General features: G+C 59.6%; 12 protein-coding genes, 2 pseudogenes and 1 riboswitch. Of the genes and pseudogenes, 6 read left to right on the forward strand and 8 right to left on the reverse strand.

The window, feature by feature from the left end:
* Positions 1-316 precede the first annotated feature (316 nt).
* The 3 genes and pseudogenes from M1R55_RS31835 to M1R55_RS21825 form a co-directional block, all read right to left on the reverse strand.
* A complete protein-coding gene (locus M1R55_RS31835; RefSeq protein ID WP_371827258.1) occupies positions 317-742 on the reverse strand; it encodes a DUF429 domain-containing protein in 426 nt (141 codons plus the stop codon).
* Positions 743-792: 50 nt separating this feature from the next.
* A pseudogene (locus M1R55_RS32345) lies at positions 793-1,089 on the reverse strand (hypothetical protein); the annotation flags it as partial.
* Between the two features lie 562 nt (positions 1,090-1,651).
* The gene (locus M1R55_RS21825; RefSeq protein WP_249395061.1) at positions 1,652-2,074 is read right to left on the reverse strand and encodes a hypothetical protein; all 423 of its coding nucleotides are present in this window, start codon (positions 2,072-2,074) and stop codon (positions 1,652-1,654) included.
* Between the two features lie 986 nt (positions 2,075-3,060).
* Positions 3,061-3,144: riboswitch (cyclic di-GMP riboswitch) on the forward strand.
* 68 nt (positions 3,145-3,212) lie between these two features.
* Here M1R55_RS21825 and M1R55_RS21830 point away from each other — a divergent pair.
* The gene (locus M1R55_RS21830; RefSeq protein WP_249395062.1) at positions 3,213-3,704 is read left to right on the forward strand and encodes a hypothetical protein; all 492 of its coding nucleotides are present in this window, start codon (positions 3,213-3,215) and stop codon (positions 3,702-3,704) included.
* Positions 3,705-3,760: 56 nt separating this feature from the next.
* Positions 3,761-4,348 (forward strand): hypothetical protein, encoded by a 588-nt coding sequence (locus tag M1R55_RS21835; protein ID WP_249395063.1) that lies wholly within the window; start codon positions 3,761-3,763, stop codon positions 4,346-4,348.
* Between the two features lie 83 nt (positions 4,349-4,431).
* Here the strand turns inward: M1R55_RS21835 and M1R55_RS21840 are convergent.
* A pseudogene (locus tag M1R55_RS21840) lies at positions 4,432-5,341 on the reverse strand (transposase); the annotation flags it as partial.
* A 324-nt stretch (positions 5,342-5,665) separates the two neighbouring features.
* A complete protein-coding gene (locus M1R55_RS21845; protein ID WP_249395064.1) occupies positions 5,666-8,440 on the reverse strand; it encodes a VIT domain-containing protein in 2,775 nt (924 codons plus the stop codon).
* A gap of 728 nt (positions 8,441-9,168) precedes the next feature.
* On the opposite strand from M1R55_RS21845, the gene M1R55_RS21850 reads away from it, so the two are divergent.
* Positions 9,169-10,161 carry a GGDEF domain-containing protein gene (locus tag M1R55_RS21850; RefSeq protein ID WP_249395065.1) on the forward strand — a complete coding sequence of 331 codons (993 nt, stop codon included), beginning with the start codon at positions 9,169-9,171 and terminating at the stop codon, positions 10,159-10,161.
* Positions 10,162-10,441: 280 nt separating this feature from the next.
* On the opposite strand, the gene M1R55_RS21855 is transcribed toward M1R55_RS21850, so the two are convergent.
* Positions 10,442-10,804: a hypothetical protein gene (locus tag M1R55_RS21855; RefSeq protein WP_249395066.1), complete on the reverse strand. Its 363-nt coding sequence runs from the start codon at positions 10,802-10,804 to the stop codon at positions 10,442-10,444.
* Positions 10,805-10,895: 91 nt separating this feature from the next.
* Positions 10,896-11,573: a DUF4291 domain-containing protein gene (locus M1R55_RS21860; protein ID WP_249395067.1), complete on the reverse strand. Its 678-nt coding sequence runs from the start codon at positions 11,571-11,573 to the stop codon at positions 10,896-10,898.
* Positions 11,574-11,955: 382 nt separating this feature from the next.
* On the opposite strand from M1R55_RS21860, the gene M1R55_RS21865 reads away from it, so the two are divergent.
* The 3 genes from M1R55_RS21865 (at position 11,956) to M1R55_RS21870 (ending at position 14,317) form a co-directional block, all read left to right on the forward strand.
* Complete coding sequence (locus M1R55_RS21865) at positions 11,956-12,624, forward strand: hypothetical protein (protein WP_249395068.1); 669 nt, start codon at positions 11,956-11,958, stop codon at positions 12,622-12,624.
* 848 nt (positions 12,625-13,472) lie between these two features.
* Complete coding sequence (locus M1R55_RS31840; RefSeq protein WP_256566031.1) at positions 13,473-13,595, forward strand: hypothetical protein; 123 nt, start codon at positions 13,473-13,475, stop codon at positions 13,593-13,595.
* 104 nt (positions 13,596-13,699) lie between these two features.
* On the forward strand, positions 13,700-14,317 hold the full coding sequence (locus M1R55_RS21870) for a hypothetical protein (RefSeq protein ID WP_249395069.1): 618 nt from the start codon (positions 13,700-13,702) through the stop codon (positions 14,315-14,317).
* 263 nt (positions 14,318-14,580) lie between these two features.
* On the opposite strand, the gene M1R55_RS21875 is transcribed toward M1R55_RS21870, so the two are convergent.
* Positions 14,581-16,908: a PAS domain S-box protein gene (locus M1R55_RS21875; RefSeq protein WP_249395070.1), complete on the reverse strand. Its 2,328-nt coding sequence runs from the start codon at positions 16,906-16,908 to the stop codon at positions 14,581-14,583.
* Positions 16,909-17,908: the final 1,000 nt, after the last annotated feature.

Genomic DNA, 17,908 nt, shown 5'->3' on the forward strand with positions numbered 1-17,908 from the left:
TCAGCGAGCGTGATGTTCAAAAAAGATGGCCTCCTTGCAGCATGGCCGTCAGGCACAACACTTTCCGGCAGTAGAACGTCAAGTTTGGGTCGTTGTGTAGCTTTAAACGGGTCGAATTGAGCTGACCGTTCGTGATCAACCTCAACTCTGCTAGCCCCGCTTTCCAATGGCTAGCATTCAACATGCCCAAACAACCGTACTACTGCTTCTCGTTAACCTGCTCAAAAAGAAGGCAACGCCCCAAATGTTCCGGGGCTGAATAGCCTTCGCGTGGCACGCCTCCAGCTTAAGTACAAGTGGGTGACCTACCAACAGATCAATTCGTTGACTCTTGGGACTGTCGTGGGGCGAGTCCTTCCGTCAGGGCGTCTCCCAGCGGGCGGATGATCCAGCCTTCCACTCGTGCCAGGTCCTGCATCTCCAGCGGGATAGGATCCACCAGGCCGCGGGCGGCAGCCAAGCCCGTGAGGGCGGAGATCAGGGCGTCGAGCAGGTGATCGCTGGCCACCAGAAGGTCCTGCTGCTCAGACGAGCATCGTAGCCAGGGAGCCTGAAGCTTCAGGGCGTCCAGGATGTGTTGCCGAGCTTCGGCGTCCGCCTTATAACTTTTTCCCCCGGCCTTACCACTGGCGTCCACCAGCCCCCACCGGCGTAGACTTGCCTGTGGATAGACCTCGATGACGCCCTGCGCCCCACTGCGGTCCGTGACGCCCAGTGCCTGCAACAACCCCGCGCAGCGCATCGTGGGCAGGGCAATCTTGTCGGTGGACGCAGACCATCTTGGATCAGGTGTCGCTCAGTCTGCCGGTACATCAGCTGGTCCCGGAGGGCATTCGGCCACCCGGGAGGATGCGGCCAGGCGAAGGTCGCCGCCCCTCTCACTGCGTCCACGAAGGCGAGCGGCCAGCCGAATGGCGCGTCAATCGCCACCACCTGCGCCTGCCGGGCAAGCGGAAGCAGTGAAGCGTCGCTCATGTTGGCCGTCAACAGCTGAAGCTCGCTGCCCCCCTCGGTCCACTCTAGGAGTGCCGCGGCGGTATTCAGGGGTTGTGAGGCCAGGTCCACACCCAGGCTGAGGAGGGCAGTCATCCACGCAGTTTAGGGTTCCCGGTCCAGGACAGTCGGGCGTCCTGGACACGCCAACAGCTCAGGAGTCGGATTCTCGCCGCACGCCTGACGCCATCGGCGACGTCGAGCAGCAAAAGGTCTGCCCGGAATCCATGTGGATCACCTGGCTGGCCGTCAGAACTGATCTGAACCATCATCCTCTGCCCACCGAACGAGAGCGGTTTGCAAGACCCGCTCCGTGGTCACTGGATCAAACCCCTCCAAGACCAACGAGGCCTGTACCTCAGCCTGAAGTTGGGCAACTCGTGCCGGGCCCACAGTGGTCAATATTCCACGCATGGACACCTTGAGAGGGTGAGCAGGAGGCAGGGGCGGGGTAAGGCGTTTGGCCATAGAACAACCTCGAAGCAGAAGGCAGGGGACCGGAACAGAGATAGAGGCGAAGTGATGCGGCCCAGAACACCGGAGATAGGTGACGCACTGTGGTTGTAGCAGCAGTACTGTTAGACAGCACCCTTCTATCTATCGATTTCTGCTCTGTCTCTCCTGAGCATAGGGAAGGCCACATCGCATTCCGACGAGCTCATCCGCTCCCGTGCACAGGCTGGCGCTCTCTATCACGCATCCGGGTGTACAAGTCGAGGAGTGCTCGTGCAGCCGGCATCAATTCAGCGCGCTCAGCCAGCTTCAGCTCGTTCGGCTTCAGTTTGTCTGCAACACGCAACCCTTCCGCGAGAATCAGGTAATCCAGCTTTTCCCGCGTGAGGGGGCGCAGGCAGAAACTCCCCGTCTCGAACTGAGGCTGTCCTGTGGCCAGGTCATAGATATACCCGCCTCCCGTGGTCACTGAAGTCGGTGTGACCTCAATCAGGGCCTCAATGCGCCAGGGCCGGCCCCGACGCTCCACGCAGACCAGGCCACCCACGAAAGCCCCCGCGACTTCTTCGAGGTTCGCCGCCACCGCAAGGAGATCGTATTCTCGGGAAAGGGCTACTTTACTGGGCATGAACACGTCCTCTGATGCGGATTCTGCAAAAGGCTGAGTTGTGGCCTGAGGCGCTGGAGAATTGAGCTCGCCACCATCATCCAAGGTTACGTTATGCACGACTGGATGAACGGCAACGTTCAGAACAAGCTTTTATCCGCTGTGCACCTCAAGGATAGCCAGCCCTTTGGCTATCTCTGCGTTCACGATCTTACCGGCAGCATCCACCAGTTGAAAATTGTACACGCAGGGAGAGAGCTCTGGAAGAGCAAATTTACAGCACCACCGTGCGGGCCTGAATGATCGCCAAGACCAAAGCACAGCCAAAAGGCGGGCGTCCAGCACAAACGCAGACCGTAGAACGGTCTGTAGGCTATCGTGAGGCGGTCGGCTCTGGGTGCTTTCATCGCAGAAACACCCTATAGAAGCTACCTCTTCCGTCCATTTCGCCTGTTTTGAGGAGTAGCTGGCCTCTGCCCTTACAGAAATAAATTGGTATTCGAGATTAAAGATACGGGCCCTTGCTCTCAACGAACTGAGAGCCCGTTACTTAGTGACTGTTGCACGGCCCCTTAGAGCGTGCAGGACGTGATCTATGCTCTACGCCTGCTAGGAGAGACCCACCTATCTAAACGCAGTGAGCTGGTCAGGATGCTGGCCGGCGCCCTCGCCCATGCTCTGATGACCTACATTCCCAGCCCTGGTATTGCCGCCTAATATGGAACGCTTGGACGGCAGAAGTAGAAGGCTGTGCAGGAACACAAACACTGGCAGCATAGCTGGCCCGACTGGACACAGACCGCCGCAAGTGGGAAGACCTACGTAACCCCGCTGCTAGCCACCCGAATGCGGTAATAGCAGCCGTGCTGCCAGTACCTTTCACGACTAATGCAAAAGACCACAAAGGGCCAAAAGTAGTCTTTCCATTAATTAAATCGCTTGTGAGTTTTGTAAGAGCTTCGTATGGTTCCTAAAGTAATCTATGGGCACTTCGAACAGAGAACCCTCTGCCGAAGAGATGCAAAGATTCACACGCCATATTCGGGCACCTGGTGTGTGAGGAGCGAGTGGTGCGACCGACTTTTCGTCCAGCGCGACCCTTACATGGGGTTATAGCCGCAGATTTATAGAAGGCACCTGCCTCCATAGGAGTTCTCCCATGCGTAACTTTAAAAGCATTGCCCTGATCGCCGCCCTCGCCTTGAGCAGCGCTGCCTACGCCATAGGCAGCAATTCTGTCAGCGAGAACGAAGCGACCATGACGGTCTCCGCCAACGGTCAGAGTTTGGATTCCGTGAAATTTAGCGTAGGCAGCGGCTCGTTCACCATCCCTACAGCTAACATCCGCTCTGGCGCATCATTTACTATCACCATCCCCGTCAGGAACGACACCAACCGCGCAATCACTGTGACCTCGGCCCACGCGCTGGGTGGCTCACTCGCCAGCGAGTATGTTGCAGTCACAAGTGATAACGCTTCTGGTGTAGCTGTTGCGGCTGGTGCGACTGGATCCGTCCTCTACACGATTACCTTCGACACCCTTGCTAGTGAAGCTGATCGTCTAGCCTTCTCCAATAAAACGATGTCGGTCGCTTTTGACTTGACTGGCACGTCCGCCGACCCCGTCGGGCCAGTAGACCAGAGCTTCTAAACTCTCTCTCTTTTAGGCGAGAAGATTGATCAATCTTCTCGCCTCTGGTCGTTTATATGAAGAGAATCCTCAGTACAATATTTCTTCTTGCCTCATACGCTTCCGCGCAGGTTCCTAACTTCAATATCCAGATTACGCCAGCTCCTCCTCCTCCTCAAGTAGCTGTAGCGCAGAAAATACTTGTTCAACCACAACGAATTGAGAGTCGCCTCAATTCTGGATACACTACTGGTGGGCTGACGTTCACACTTTTCAGCGAGATTGCAACAGAGGTCAGGATTACCTCAAGTGACCCGAGACTCGTTTTCCGATATACGAATAACAAAGTAATATTACCAGCTTACGTTCTACAAAATATTAATGCGGTAGTTCTCGAAGCCCACAGTGGCCATATAACTGTCACTAACAGTGAAGAAAGAGTGCTCGCTGTAGTTCCCTATACCGTTGAACCTGCTAAGAAATTTTCCCAGGGTGCTTACATTAATTATAGTCCATTGGCTAATACTGCTGGACTTACCTATTCAATAGGCTCTGCTGGCACATCGCCACTGCAGCCGAATTGGTCATTGAATGTGGGTATTGGCGTTGGCCTCACCTCACCTTCAATTGATAGCGCTAATATCGGAGTGAGTGTCCGCTGGTAGAAATTCCGGCTCACGGCACGACCTCAGCACCTGACACTTAGAGGAATTGACGTCCCAGTAGGTAGGAGCTGAAGGCAGCTCTAAAAGGCGTCTCTACCCCACCGTACGGCCTCACTCAGGGCCATCCACCCGGTGCGCACCTGACTTCGGATGGCTCGCCCCCGATTGTCAGACCTCGTCAAGGTCTGACGCTGATCTTGCGCCCCGACCCGGGCGATCCAGGCCAAGGCGATGCACAGCAACCCGAGCAGCCTCGAAATCTGGTCGGCGGCGGTCATATGCGTGACTTCCAGGTTCAGTCCCCTCGATTTGAGGGCCGAGAACGCACACTCGATGCCCCACCTGAGCCGGTACGTTTGAAGAACGTCCCTGACAGGCAAATCCGAAGCGACGATCACCCTATCCCCCACAGGGGACAGGGTGATGGCCACCTGCATCCAGCCACCGTACACCCAGGTCCGCTCAAAGAGCGTCCGCACTTCACCGGGTTTCAGGTAGGTGAACACGTCACGGACAAGTTCATCTTCAATGCGGGTGTTTTCCCGGATGCGCAGACACTGCCGGATCTGTTTCCAGCGCAGGAAACAGCACCATTCTTGCCCAATGAACTCTCGGTTGGCGATCAAGACCGCCCAGCGTTTGGCAGGGAACACTTTGAGCAGTCGAGCCACCAAAAGAATGCGGGCTGCGGTGCAGCTGTTCCCCTGGTGAGGGAGGACTGTCCACACCAGCGGGATCACGGCGCCCCCGAGGAGGGCGCCCAAGACAAGAATATGGAGAGGGGCCTGACTGTCATGCCAGGTCGTGCGGTCCATCATCAAGGTGAGCTTACGGTCGGGGAGCAAGGGAAGTAGGACGTCACAGACGTCCTGCAGGGTGATCTGAGCATCGTGGCACGATGCGAGTTCTGGACTTCAGAGGAGCGTCCCGGGGCAGATGGAGAGCGATCTTGCGGTGGAAGGTGGATTCGGCCTGGAGAAGTGCCAGGAGCACTTCAGCCAGCCGCTTCAGGCATCCATTCGGCGGTGTGGGAGACGGGTTTTGAGATGGGCGGCGAGCGTGTCAGTATGCAGCAAGGCGGTTTCGGTGTTCGTCACAGACTCTGATGTTGCCCTTTGCCATGTGGCACTGCGTCTAAGACGCCATTTGCCTCAAAGTGTCAGGGGCTGAGAGGTACGCAGAATTAAGGTATCCCAGTACGTCCGATTAAGACAACACACCCTTTTAGAAAAGGCGCCTGAACTTGAGGCAACTGCCGATTACACCGACCCAACCGCAGGTGCGTTCCCAAAACCCTTTGCTGTTGAGGAGAAAGATTCACTTCACTGTGAACTCGCCGACGAGCAACTGGTCTTTTTTGTCCTTCAGGCGCAAGGTAATAAGTTGCTCGCGCTCGCCCGAAGTTCCGAAGCCTGTGATGACCTTGACTTGCAGGGTAACGGTGCCAGACAGCAGCTGCTGATTCTCTCCAAAATAATCCATCTCAATGGTATATCTTCCCGGCTTCGCATCGCGCAGGGAAAAAACCTCTGGGCCGTACCCACCCGTAAAATCCTTGGAAAGCTGTCCACCTTGGGTGCTCAGAGGCGCACCGTAATAGACGCGGTCACCGTTCGGGTCGGTCACCCACATGTCCAAGTCGGTGTTGTCCGCGTCCCAGGTCGCCACCACCCGGACGTCCAGTGGGTGTGCACCTTTCAGACGAGGATCCATGAAGGTCGTCGAGACGGCTTTTCGGCCACGGCTGACAATGGCGTTGAGTTCATTGAGTGCCAGCAGCTCGACTTCCGGGAAGCGCCCATCCCAGCTGCGGCGCACGACCGTGTAGAGCGTTTCGATGGCGCGCTGCTCGTTGCCTGCTGCGGCATAGGCCAGCCCCAGGTCACGGTAACTCTGCGGCTCGTTCGGCGCGAGGCGCTCCACCGTCTGGAAGACAGGGATGGCGAGTTCCGGGTGTCCCGCCTGCATATACCGGTAGGCAAGGATCCTCAGCACCGCGCGGTTCTCCAGCTCAAGCTCGGCAAGGTTACTCAGCACCCGCAGGCCCAGGTCATGCAGGCCGCGCTCCAGGAGAAGGTCCGCCACGTCAAGGTAGAACGCAGGACTGAGCTCATAGCTGGGCCGTTCATCCAGATAAATCCGGTAGAGATCTGCTGTCGCTGCCGCCCGCAGGCGTTCGGCATACGGTGCGTCAGGCCTCCACTTCTGAAGCTGGACAGTGACGGCCCCGGTCTCCGCCGGCGCTGGGGAAGAACTCGGGCTGGGCGCTGCGGAAGGAGCTGGCGCCGCGCGACTGTTCTGCGGCACCACCGGAGCGGGCATCATGGGGGGGACCGCACCGGTGGGAGACTCACTGGCCGCTGATCCTGAGAGGGGCAGGCCCTGTGCTTCGGGCACAGGCTTCGATTCAGGTGCTGTTTTCGGGAAAGGCCGCTTCCACCACGCGTCGTACCCACTCAGCATCCGCTGAACCGCTGACAGATGTTCCGCCGCCGTCTGGGCGTTCCGGGCATCGCGGGCCTGTTTCAAGGTCTGATATTCGGCCCGCAGCTGCGCAGGTGGCGTGACGTCATATCTCAGGTAATCTTCCACGCGGTCAAGCACCAGCAGGGACGTGCCGGGCGTGACCAGGCGAAAACGGTCTCCCAGACGGCGGATCTCCGCGCGGTTGAGGTGTTCATCTGCACGGAGATCCTCCACCGTCCACGCAGCCCAGAGCGGCGCGACGAAAGGGCCCTGCGCCGCAGGCGTGAGGGCCAGCTGGGTCACTGTGCCATTCGGGAGACGGGCGTGAAGTGTGGCCTCTGCAGAGGTGAGCCTGCCGGAGATGTACCAGTAGCGCAGATCCTCGCGCAGGGTGATCTGGGCCGCGCCAGTGGCATCAACTTCCAACAGGCGCTGCGGCGCGCCGATCAACTGGGTGGCGGCGGCTCCTGCGGGCTGCCCAAGCAGGTTTAAGCTGACCCCGTTGGAGCGGCCAGCCAGCGCGTTCAACCGGGCGGGGTCGCTGCTGACAGCCGCATTGACGATATGGAGCGGCACCGGTGAGCGGCCAGGTGAGGCACTTCCCAACGTGTCCAGGCCGTCAGTGAACAGCAACCGTTCCGTGACCTTTGCGCAGAGCTCCTGGACTGAGCACGCCAGTGCGTCAAAGTTGGTCCCGCCGTCATATACCGTTGCCTGCAGTTCGCGGCGCAGCTCGCGCCAGTCTCCCCGCACCACCGAAAAGCCGGTGGAGGGCTCCATCACGTCACGCAAGCGGAAAAGTCGGACCTCGACATCTGGGAATGCCCTGAAGTACGCGTCCAGCACAGCCAGTTCTTCCGTGTGATTGCGCCGCGCTCCAGACCCGGAGGAGTCCCAGATCAGGTCAACCGACTGGACGGAACGGGGGGCAACAGGAGCGGCGCTCGGCTTCGGCAGGACCGTCAGGAAATACTGATCTGTGCCTTGACGCCCGATCAGTGTCTGCGGCCTGGACAGCAGAGGTACGCGGATGTCCAGATGCCCGCTGCCCGCGTACTTCGTCCGGATGGTTTGGGCCCCATACGATCCATCGGGCTTACGGGTCAGCGCCACAGGCCCGAGCCCTGAAAAGCTCGTCACAGAGATCTGTGAAACAGAGCTTACGGCCAGGTGCAACCGAGGCCGATCTGGGAACTGCAGGGGGAGACGCAGGGTGCCGTCTGCACGCAGGGGTTCAGTGACTTCAAGACGGACCCGGCGGTTTCCGCGAGGGGCAAGCGGGTACACCCGCACCCGGTAGTTGTTGCCGCGGGTGACTTCCAACAGTGCTGGATCGACCTGGGCCCGGGTGACATCTTCGAACACCTGCTGCCCAAGCGCTTTCTCAACCGGCACGGCGTCGCGCCACGTGCCGTTCAGGTCAAGCGCAAAGCCGGTGATGACCTGACCTTCCAGCAGCGGGAACTCCAGGTTGCCCTCAAGTATGCGGGCGTTGGGATTGTGAAATGCAAACTCGTAAGTCGTCCGGGCAAAGCCAGAGGTCAGCTCTACCGTGACGTTCACTGCTTGGAGACGCACCGGTTGTTGCGCACCGGATACGGTCAGGCGCGGCGGGACCAGGGGCATATTCCGTACGTCCATGGCTACGACAGATTGCTCCAGGGGTGTGACAGGTGATGTCGCAGGCCCTGTCTGTGCGCGCGTGATCTCCGCGGGAGACGAGGCCATCAGCAGAGTCACCAATAACAGCAGTCTCTTCGGCACATCCTGATTGTAGGTGTTCTGTGATCTCCCACAAGCAAATTTGCTCGCTTCAGCAAAGTCTGGTGGGAATCATGGAGTACGCGTACAGTACGAACCGCACATTGAAATGAAGATATTGTCCTCGACAACTGGATGTTCCAGACGTCGCAACCCTCTGCCAGAAGATGAAGCTCTCTGCTTCTGCTATCAAGTGACTGTTGTGTTGCTCCTGCCTGGCAGAGCAACCCATGCCGAGTCATTACGGCTTATCTATGGCTACTCGGACAAAATTTCTACATTTTTTTGCTTCAATGACAATCAGGTCAGATGAATCTAAAAGGTTTACCCGATTAAGATCAACCCTTACTAAGGTGATCTTCACGGCATTGAAACGTACCTAACAAAAGATACAGGCAGAATTGGGCACTTACCCCGAATGGGGTCTAGATTCCGACATCGTTTTGCCCATTGAGACTTACCCGCGCGCCTGCGGTAGGAGGGGCTCCATTCCGATGTAAGTGAGGTGTCATATGAGGGCCTTTCCGGCCCCCTTTACTGCTGTTTCCTCTCAGGGTCCCCGGGCTCAATGGCAACGTTACACCGTCCTTCTCATGGCCGCCATTCCTCTGTTGGCTGCTTTCCTGCAACTGGTCCTCGGAGACACCCACAACTTCGTTTACGACCTGATCTTCCTGGCAATCGTCCTGATCGCACATTCCGTGAACCAGAGGCCCTGGCCCCTGGGGAGCCTGCTGTTTCTACTGGTCCTGCCCCCCTTCCTGGTGTGGTTTGAGCCTCCCTCTGGTGTGGACTCCCTGTTTATCTCTGGCTTCACGGCCTACAGCGTCCTGCTGGTCTTGCCCACTGTACTGGCAGCGGTTTCTCTGGGTATTCAGGGCGTCTTGCTGTTCACGTTGTATGGCCTGATGGTCGGCGGACTCTCTTTCGAAGTGATGCCCCGGGAAGGGATCACCATTGCCCTGAGTACCGTTACGGGTCTGGTGGCTGGGACCATGCTGGCATGGCTCCTGACCTTTACGGAAGAGGCGTTGAAGCAGACGGAAGAGGCTCTGAAGCAGGCGAAACACTCCGCGCTGGCGGACGCGCTGACGAACCTGGGAAACCGGCGTGCCTTTGAGGCCGCCTTGCTGCAGGCGTGGCAGGCAGGCCCTGAGCACGTTGGTCTGGCTTTCCTCGATCTGGATGGTCTGAAAGGAGTGAACGATCAGCACGGCCATGAAATGGGTGATGCGTTATTACAGGCGCTGGCTCAGGCGGTGCAGGCGCAACTTCAGGTGGGTCAGGCGGTGTTCCGTCTGGCTGGAGACGAATTCGTGGTGCTGTGCACGCACTGTGAGCTCTCACAGGTCTGGCATCAGATCCGGGAAGCCGTGGTGCAGGTTCGCCAGCAAGGTTTCCCGGAAATGGACGTCAGTGTGGGCCTGGCCAGCGGAACCACGGCTGGAAGTATCCCTTCACTGATGCAGCAAGCGGATTCAAGGATGTACGCGGAGAAGCGCCGCAAAGCTGATCGCCGTGTGCAGGTGGACCCTAGGGGAACAGTACTTTCCTGGAATGGCGCCGAGCGACGAAAGATCAGGTAAGGCAGGAACTCCAGACAGAAGGGACTGCGCACTTTGAACCCCAGCAAATACACTCATTTGGCAGACGAAGGACCGTAGGACAGTTTGAACGCCCTGGGTGCCGCACGCCACACAGCTCTTGAGCAGTGGCAGCGGGGTCGTACCGTGAGAGTGGGCCTGTTAAGGCGCTGGCAGACGCATTTTCTCTTACTGCAAATGGCGGTTAACCTGAGCGGGAACCCACAGGGAAGGGACAGTCCTTGGTTGTCCTCTGGTCAGGGTAAGGCTCTTTGAGAGCAACTCAACGCGCGGGAAACGGTGCTGATCTGTGGTGCTCCGGCAAGAGGTTGCGGCGGGTGATGTGCACCTCCAGCAGTCGAGTGGAGCCCGTAGCATCCTGCCAAGCAATCCCGGCGTGTGCGGCCTGCGGTGCGAACCTCATCTGCAAGAGGGTTCGCAACGCGGAGGCGTGATCGGCGGCTGTCCAGCGGCCGGGGGGAATGTTGATCCCAGTGTCCTCGCGCTGCACCCAGAGGGTAAGGTGCGTGAGGGTGCCTGGCACAGGCAGGGTCATCGCCGGATGCAGGTTCGGGCCGAGCTGGAGAGGAGTCAGAAGCCTATGGTGCGTCAAGACGTTGTGGGAAACCGCTGGGGCTGAATCCATGATCCACAGTATCTCTGCCTCAGGTGGCCTGGTGGGGGGTTTCGGGTCAGGCAACACCACCCTCCAGTATTGTCCAGCTCTTGGCGTCACATCAATCAAGGGTGGCCGACTGTACAGACGATATCCCTCCTGCCGCAGCTGTGTCCATTCCAAGCCACGCGGCTGTTCGCTCGTCCTTAGGCTGAAATGGCCGCTCCAACGGAATCTGAAGATGCTCAAGGGTGCCGATATGCTGGCGTTGCACAGTGACGAAATCGCTGATGTCCGTCACCGCCACCAGCCACTCGTTGTTCAGCAGCTGTAACGTGTGACCCCGCAGGCCGAGCTGCACGGCACGCCTGGCAACGCGCTGTCCGGCAGGGTCATGGTCTGGGTCCCACTGAAGGCGGACATCGGAAGCCTGCAGCGCTTCTTTCCAGGCGGCGATGCTCACGTAGTGTTCTGGGGAGTACGACGAGGGCACCGCCTGTGCGAGCAGCGTCTCGAAGCCGTCGCGGCGGAGGTGGAGCGCGAGCGTGACCTCCTGATCGGGCTTGGTGCCCCAGCCAGAGCGGTACATCATCCACAAGAAGTTGGGTTTGATCCAGCTCATGCGGCTGAAACTGTACTCCCCACCAAAGTGTCCGTGCTGCGCGGCGTAGTGGCCAATAGAGGGCCGGTAAGCCTGGTAGACCACCACGAGGTCGTCGTCGTGCTGTGCCAGGATATGGCGTCCCTGGGCAGGCCAACGTCCGCGCTGTTCGAGGTAGGGGGCGATCTGAAGAGGCATACACCATGTTGACGGGCACACGTTGAGAAAGCGTCCGCCAAACTGCCGATGCAGGAGGGATCGGCATTGCGCTGCTCAAGCGTCCGGCTCCGGCTGGGCTCAGATGGGTTGTACCCATTCAAGGCGGGCGTCAGGCATGCCTTCTGGATCCACCTTCAGCTCCTGAACACACCTCCCTTCCCCGGGAAGGTCAATTCCTCGGAGTGTCCTGTACGGAGGGAAACTGAATGGACAGCCCAACTGGCAAGCCCAGAGGGTGGGCGGCAACCGGGTGGAGACGTCCATGCCTTTCAAATTCAGTCAAGGGTTCTGGAGCCGTTTCACCAAGAGAACCCGTTGTATCTCGTCATCTGACCTGAATAGCCCTAGGTAAAATAAATTTGTGCGCTCCACCTTGCCTGTCCCACCTGCCTGGCTCACCACCTTAGCCCAGGCCCTGAGCGGCTGGCTGTCTCAACATCCCCTGTTCGCGCAGCACCCGGGATCCACGAGCTTGCACGCTCACCTTGCTGGAGTGTTCGATCCTCAGCTCTGGCCAGCTCAGATCGCGCAGGTGCAACAGGACCTGCTGCACTTGCAGGTCGCGTTTCACGAGGCCGGCCACGCGGCGGCCAGTTACGCCCTGACTTCTGAAGAGGAAGTCTGGGGAATCCGCCTGTGGTTTCCGACGGACCTGACCAATGAGGAGCATGCCGGGCGGGCTTACATGATGGAACGCTGGGATTGGCCCTCCACCCGGGAGGAGATTTGCATCAAGCTCGCTGTGGTGCTGGCGGGCGCGTTGTTTCACCCGGAGATCCCGCAGGTGCAGTTCAGCGGGGGGACGGAAGGAGACGAGGCGACCGCCACTGCCCTGGCTCAACATCTGGACTGGAGTTTGGAGGAAGCGTACGCCGACGCGCGCCAGAAACTGGACCAGCCTGATCTGCGCGCTGCGGTCGAGGTATTGGCAGCCGAAGCCTTCGGGCGCCTCGCCCAGGGGAAGGGTGACTTGGACGAAGGCACCACTGCTCAGATTCTGGGCCAATACCTGATCCGGCCAGACGCATGACCCTGGTTCAGGACAACAGTGATCTGCTGGCGTAGAGCCGCGAGAGGATCAACCTGCGTGGCGATGAGCTCCATTGGCTCGGCGTTTGATCCCTTGCAGTACAGGATATTCCACCGCCAATAGAGCTGACCACGGCAGATCCGGTCCTGGTGCTTCATTCAGAACGCACATATGCCGGCACGAGAACGAGGGAGACCGGGCGAGTCGCCGCCTACCTGAATCGGCGGACACCACCTGCAGCTCTGCCCAGCTTGGCCACAGACCACCTGAAAATGATTTCTAGGCTGGTGATTTGGGGGGTACCCGCCAGCCCCTTGCTGGCTTTCGAGGGGCCTTCTTGACCCTCCTGTGAGGTCGGTTTGATGAGCGCTGCCCAAATCGTGGGTGGATTGAGCTCAAGTGCTGAAATTGTGCGGTTGTCGGTTGTCGTCCAGCTCCCACAAGGCTAGGGGGTTGAGTTCAGTCTAACCGCCAGCACAGTGTCGTGCGGATGGGCTGCCGTGGCAGGCAGATGCGAGCGACTTGATCATGGGTGGGTGTCTGAACGTTGAGACAGGTGGATGAAGCAACCCGCGAGAGAGAACTGGAACATGGACATACACACTGCTATGACAGCGGACCCATACCGGTTGTCCTGACGTTTCCAACAGACATTCTAAGCAAATTTACAAATGCGGCGGGTGAGGCAGTGGCTTACCACCCTTGAGTGCACAGTGGATTCCGCCACTGGTTATGGATGCCGTGCCCTGTGAACCACAGCTCTTCCACGACTCGGATGTCGCTGTCCGATTTCTCCGAGGGTGGATCGTGTCTTATGGGCGATGATGCCGGGTTCACACCGGGACGGGATGACTGGCCAGCTACAACTGGGAGAGTACGGCAGCCGCACGGACGAGGGCGGACTCAGCCTGGGTCTGGCTGGAGAGCAACTGGTTCATGACTGGCATTTCTTTACCGTGTTCCCCGACTAAGCGGAGTACGCCGTCATGTCCGGGCTCAGCCAGATCGGCACGGCACGCTGACGCGCCTGCCCGCTCCGGGTCAGATCATCTCACTGGTCGGTCAGACCTGGCGCGTGACTGAACTCGACGAGAAGCGCCAGCAGGTCTTCGTCAGCTGGGAACGCCAGCGAACCAAAACGAGTTGGGACGGCTCCGGCGGCGAGCGGCATGACCGGGTCGTGCAGAAAATGCGCGAGGTCCTGAGCAGCGACAGCGACTTCCCTTCCCTGCAACCCGCCGCCCGCACCCGACTTGCTGCGGCGCGCACGCTCGCACGGAACACCGGTCTGCTCAGCCACGCGCTGCACGCAGTCAATGCGCGTAAGACGCTGCTCCTTCCGTGGCAGGGAACCCAGACCCACCAGACCCTGCGGGCGATCATGACCCTGCTGCTCGCCCGGCAGTCCACGCCGGGCGCCGCGGAGAACGACACGCCATTTGGCCTGATGCTTGGACTCGGCGCGGCTGAGGTAATGGACCTGTTACGGAAGCTTCCCTCGGAGGACGCCCTGCGCGAGGGGCTGCTCGAAGCGGCCCGCACTCAAGACGAACCTACCGGTCCCAATAAATTTGACCCGCCCGTTCCCCACGAGCTGCTCGCTGAAGCGCAGATCGCTGACGTCCTGAACCTGCCAGCGGCCACCGCGGTGCTGCAGTCCGCCGCAGCGTCCGGAGCCAAACTGCTGGGCTGAACCACTCGACCTGAACCGCTGAACTTCACGCAGGCGAAGCCAGAGGGCTTCGCCTGCGCTTGTCATGTTGTGCCGCATCGGCAGACCAATCACTACAGCCGCAGGTTCCCCGTTCAGCGCTCTCTCACTGGGCTACCGGACGGGTACAGATTTTTGCCGAACAGCCAGACGCGTGCGCCGTTCATCGAGACGAGTCAGCACACCCTGAATATTCTTCTTGACCCTAAAAGCTCACCTGCCAGAAAAGGCTGTAGCCTCACCGCTCAGGTCAAAGCCGGGACAGGGAAGTGAACCACGAACGTCGTGCCGACCCCCTGCTCAGTCTCCACGTCGATGTGGCCTTTGAAGTGGCCCTGGACGATGTCGTAAATAATGCTCAGCCCCAACCCGGTGCCCTTGCCCACCGCCTTGGTCGTGAACATCGGATCAAAAATTTTGGGCAACACGTCCGCTGGAATGCCTGTGCCCGTGTCCGCGACCCGCATCAACACCAGACCGTCCTCAGCTTCAAACGACACGGTCACGCTGCTCCCCGGACGTCCGCGCTCCTCACAGGCATGCAGGGCATTGACCACCAGATTGGTCACGACCTGACGGAACCGGCCCGCCTCGCCGCGCAGGGTCACGGGAATTTTGGGTTGCTCCAGGAACAGGGCGATCTTCGCATTGCGGGCTTGATGGGCCAGCATCGCCAGGGTGTCACCGGCCAACTTGACCCCGTCAAAATCCTGTACTCCGCTCACCGTGTCCCGGGTGTGGCTGCGCATGTTGCGGATGAACTCACCGATGCGCGCCGCCGACCCTTCCCCTTCCGAGATGACACGCAGCAGATCCGTGGCAATCTCGCGGTGGTCGTCCGGCGTCACGGTCGGCACGTCCACCGAGTCGCGGTACTCCTGTGCATAGTCCCGGGCTTCGCGCAGGGCGTTCATCACCGAGGCCAGGGGCGTGTTGATCTCATGCGCCAGCCCCGCGGTGAGGCGGCCCAGGCTCGCGAGCTTTTCTGAAGAGAGCAGCCGGCTTTGACTGGACGCCAGCGCTTCCTCGGCCGCCTTGCGTTCGGTGATGTCCCGCTCGATGCTCAGCATCATCTCGCGCCCGCCGATGGTCATCAGGGTGAGATGGATTTCGACCGGGAACACGCTGCCGTCCTTGCGTTTGTGCAACGTCTCCATGTGGACACTGCCGCCCGCCCGAACCAACGCACGGAACTCTTCATTGCCTTCCGGGTTGCCCAAAAATTCTTCGCCGTCCGGCAACGTGACGTAGGTGCTCTGCCCGATCATCTCCTCGCGGGTGTACCCGTTCATGCGGGCGGCCACCTCGTTACACTGCAAGATCGGCATGTCGCCCGCGAAGTCCACCAGCAAAATCGCGTCGGGCGAATGCTCGAACAGCGCCTCGAATGTTCGGCGACTTTCTTCAAGTGCCTGGTCTGACGTCACACGCTCAGTCACGTCGCGGGCATTCATGACCACGCCGCGCACATGCGGATCGGCTACCCGGTTGCTCGCGATCCACTCCATCCAGACGTAGTGTCCCTCCTGGTGAAGGAAGCGGTTGGTACAGGTGCGGATGGTTCCCGCGCCGCCTTCCACCACCTCGGCATAGACCCTCATAATTTCTGCGTGATCGCCCGGATGCATGAAGTCCATGATGTACTTGCCGACCAGTTCTTCAGGGGCATGGCCCAGAATGGTGTTCATCGACGGCGTGGTGTAGATCACGTACCCGCCCCGGTTGCCTACGGTCACGATGTCACTGGAATGCTGGATCAAAGCCTTGAAGCGGTTCTCGCTCAGTGCCTGAGCCGCCTCCGCTTCCTTGCGCGCCGTGATGTCCTGGGCCATCAGCAGCAAGACTTCTTCGCCGCCAAAGTCCAGCGTCTCGGCTGAAACCAGTAGTGAACGCGCCGTCATGGTCGGCAGGTGATAGTGCTGCGTCTCGAAATCTCGCAGCGGTCCATCCTGCATTTGGCGCAGCATCTCGGCGCGGTCGGCCGGGTTCACCCACGGGTTGAGCGTTGCATTGTCACTGCCGATCAACGCCTCCCGGGTCACGCCGAGCATCTTGAGGAACGCGTCGTTGCTCTCCATCACCCGGCCACTGTGCAGTCCAGTCAACACGATCCCCACTGGGCTGGCTGCGAACACTTTGGCGAACCGGTCCTGCGCGGCGCGCAGCGAAGCGTCATTCTTTTTTTGTTCCGTGACGTCCAACATCACGCCGCCGAGCTTGATCAGGCGGCCGTCTTCCATGACCGGCGTGATGTAATCGCGCAGCCAGATCCAGCGTCCGTCGGCGGTTTGAAAACGGTATTCGATTTCGTACGGGCGTCCCCGCGTGAGATGCTCTTCGGTTTCTGCCCGCACGCGCGGCAGGTCGGTGGGATGAACATGCGCATCCCAAAACTCCGGAATGCTGGTCCACTCCTCGGCGGTGTACCCCAGTACCGAACCGAGCTGGGCCGACACAAAGGTGTTGCGCCAGGTCGTCGGATCCGTTTCCCAGACCACGCCGTGAATCAGATCGAGGAGTCCGAGCACCTGCTCATGACTGCTCACCACACCAGAGGCCGAAGGCAAAGGCATACCTGAACTGTATCCGAGGACCGCCTGCAGAATCGGTGAAGCTTCCACGGTCTGCGGGTGGACATGACCTCCGGAGGTGAGCCTGTCAGGTCGGGGGCGCCGGCGATTTCAGGTCAGCGGGGCGAGCGGAACCCCCTTTTTAAAGCTGTCTAGACTGATTTTTTGGGGCTTCAAAATGTGTCTAGACGAATATTTTTCCTGGTGCCGCAGTGCACCGAGCTCCCGACAGAAATTCCTTGGCAACCTCAACTGGGCAGAGCAGTGCAGCCGAACCCGCCCCCGCGATCAACATGAGCCCGGCCCACCCTCTGCTCAGTTTCGCGGCAACCCCCACGGCTGCACGCCCGAATTTCATCCAGCCTACCAACCCCCACCGCCTCCCAACCGCCTGAAAACCCTCTCTCATAATCGTGATAAGTACAGATTTTGAGGTATGTACTGGTGCGCATCTGGAAATGAGGATTTTACCGATTTCCTACAGTCCTAAGCAGCGAGCTTTTCTCATCAACAGCCCTTCGCTTCCGTCCAGCACAGTCTTAACGCCTTTTCCCGTAAAAAGCATGTGTCCTTTCGCCCTGGGGGGGTGGTGCGCACCTCAGCGCAACACCCCATTTTGTTGTTTTTGGGGTTTTTGGCCTGAAATTGCTGCCGACTTTTGCTGCAGTGCGGCCTGCCGGCACGCACCGCAACACCAGATCACAGGGGGCCATTTGGGCGACAACGCAGAGGGCAAGGCGGACGACATGCCAGCTGCGCGGCCACCGCAACTCCTGCATTGCTGCTCAACGTCTCCTGCAGCGCGGCCTGTCGGCACGCACCGCAGCATCAGATCACAGGGCTCCTCTGGCGGATGGCCGCTCCCTCGCTCGCCCGCACGGTTAGCCTGGACTGCACGGTTGAACACCACTGGGCGTCAACTCACCGACCGTGACTGCACGCACAACTCGCCCGCTGTCGCACTGGGGCTAGGGTGGACGCATCCCGACGGTGGGTGGCGCTT

Source organism: Deinococcus sp. QL22, assembly GCF_023370075.1.
Classification (GTDB): domain Bacteria; phylum Deinococcota; class Deinococci; order Deinococcales; family Deinococcaceae; genus Deinococcus.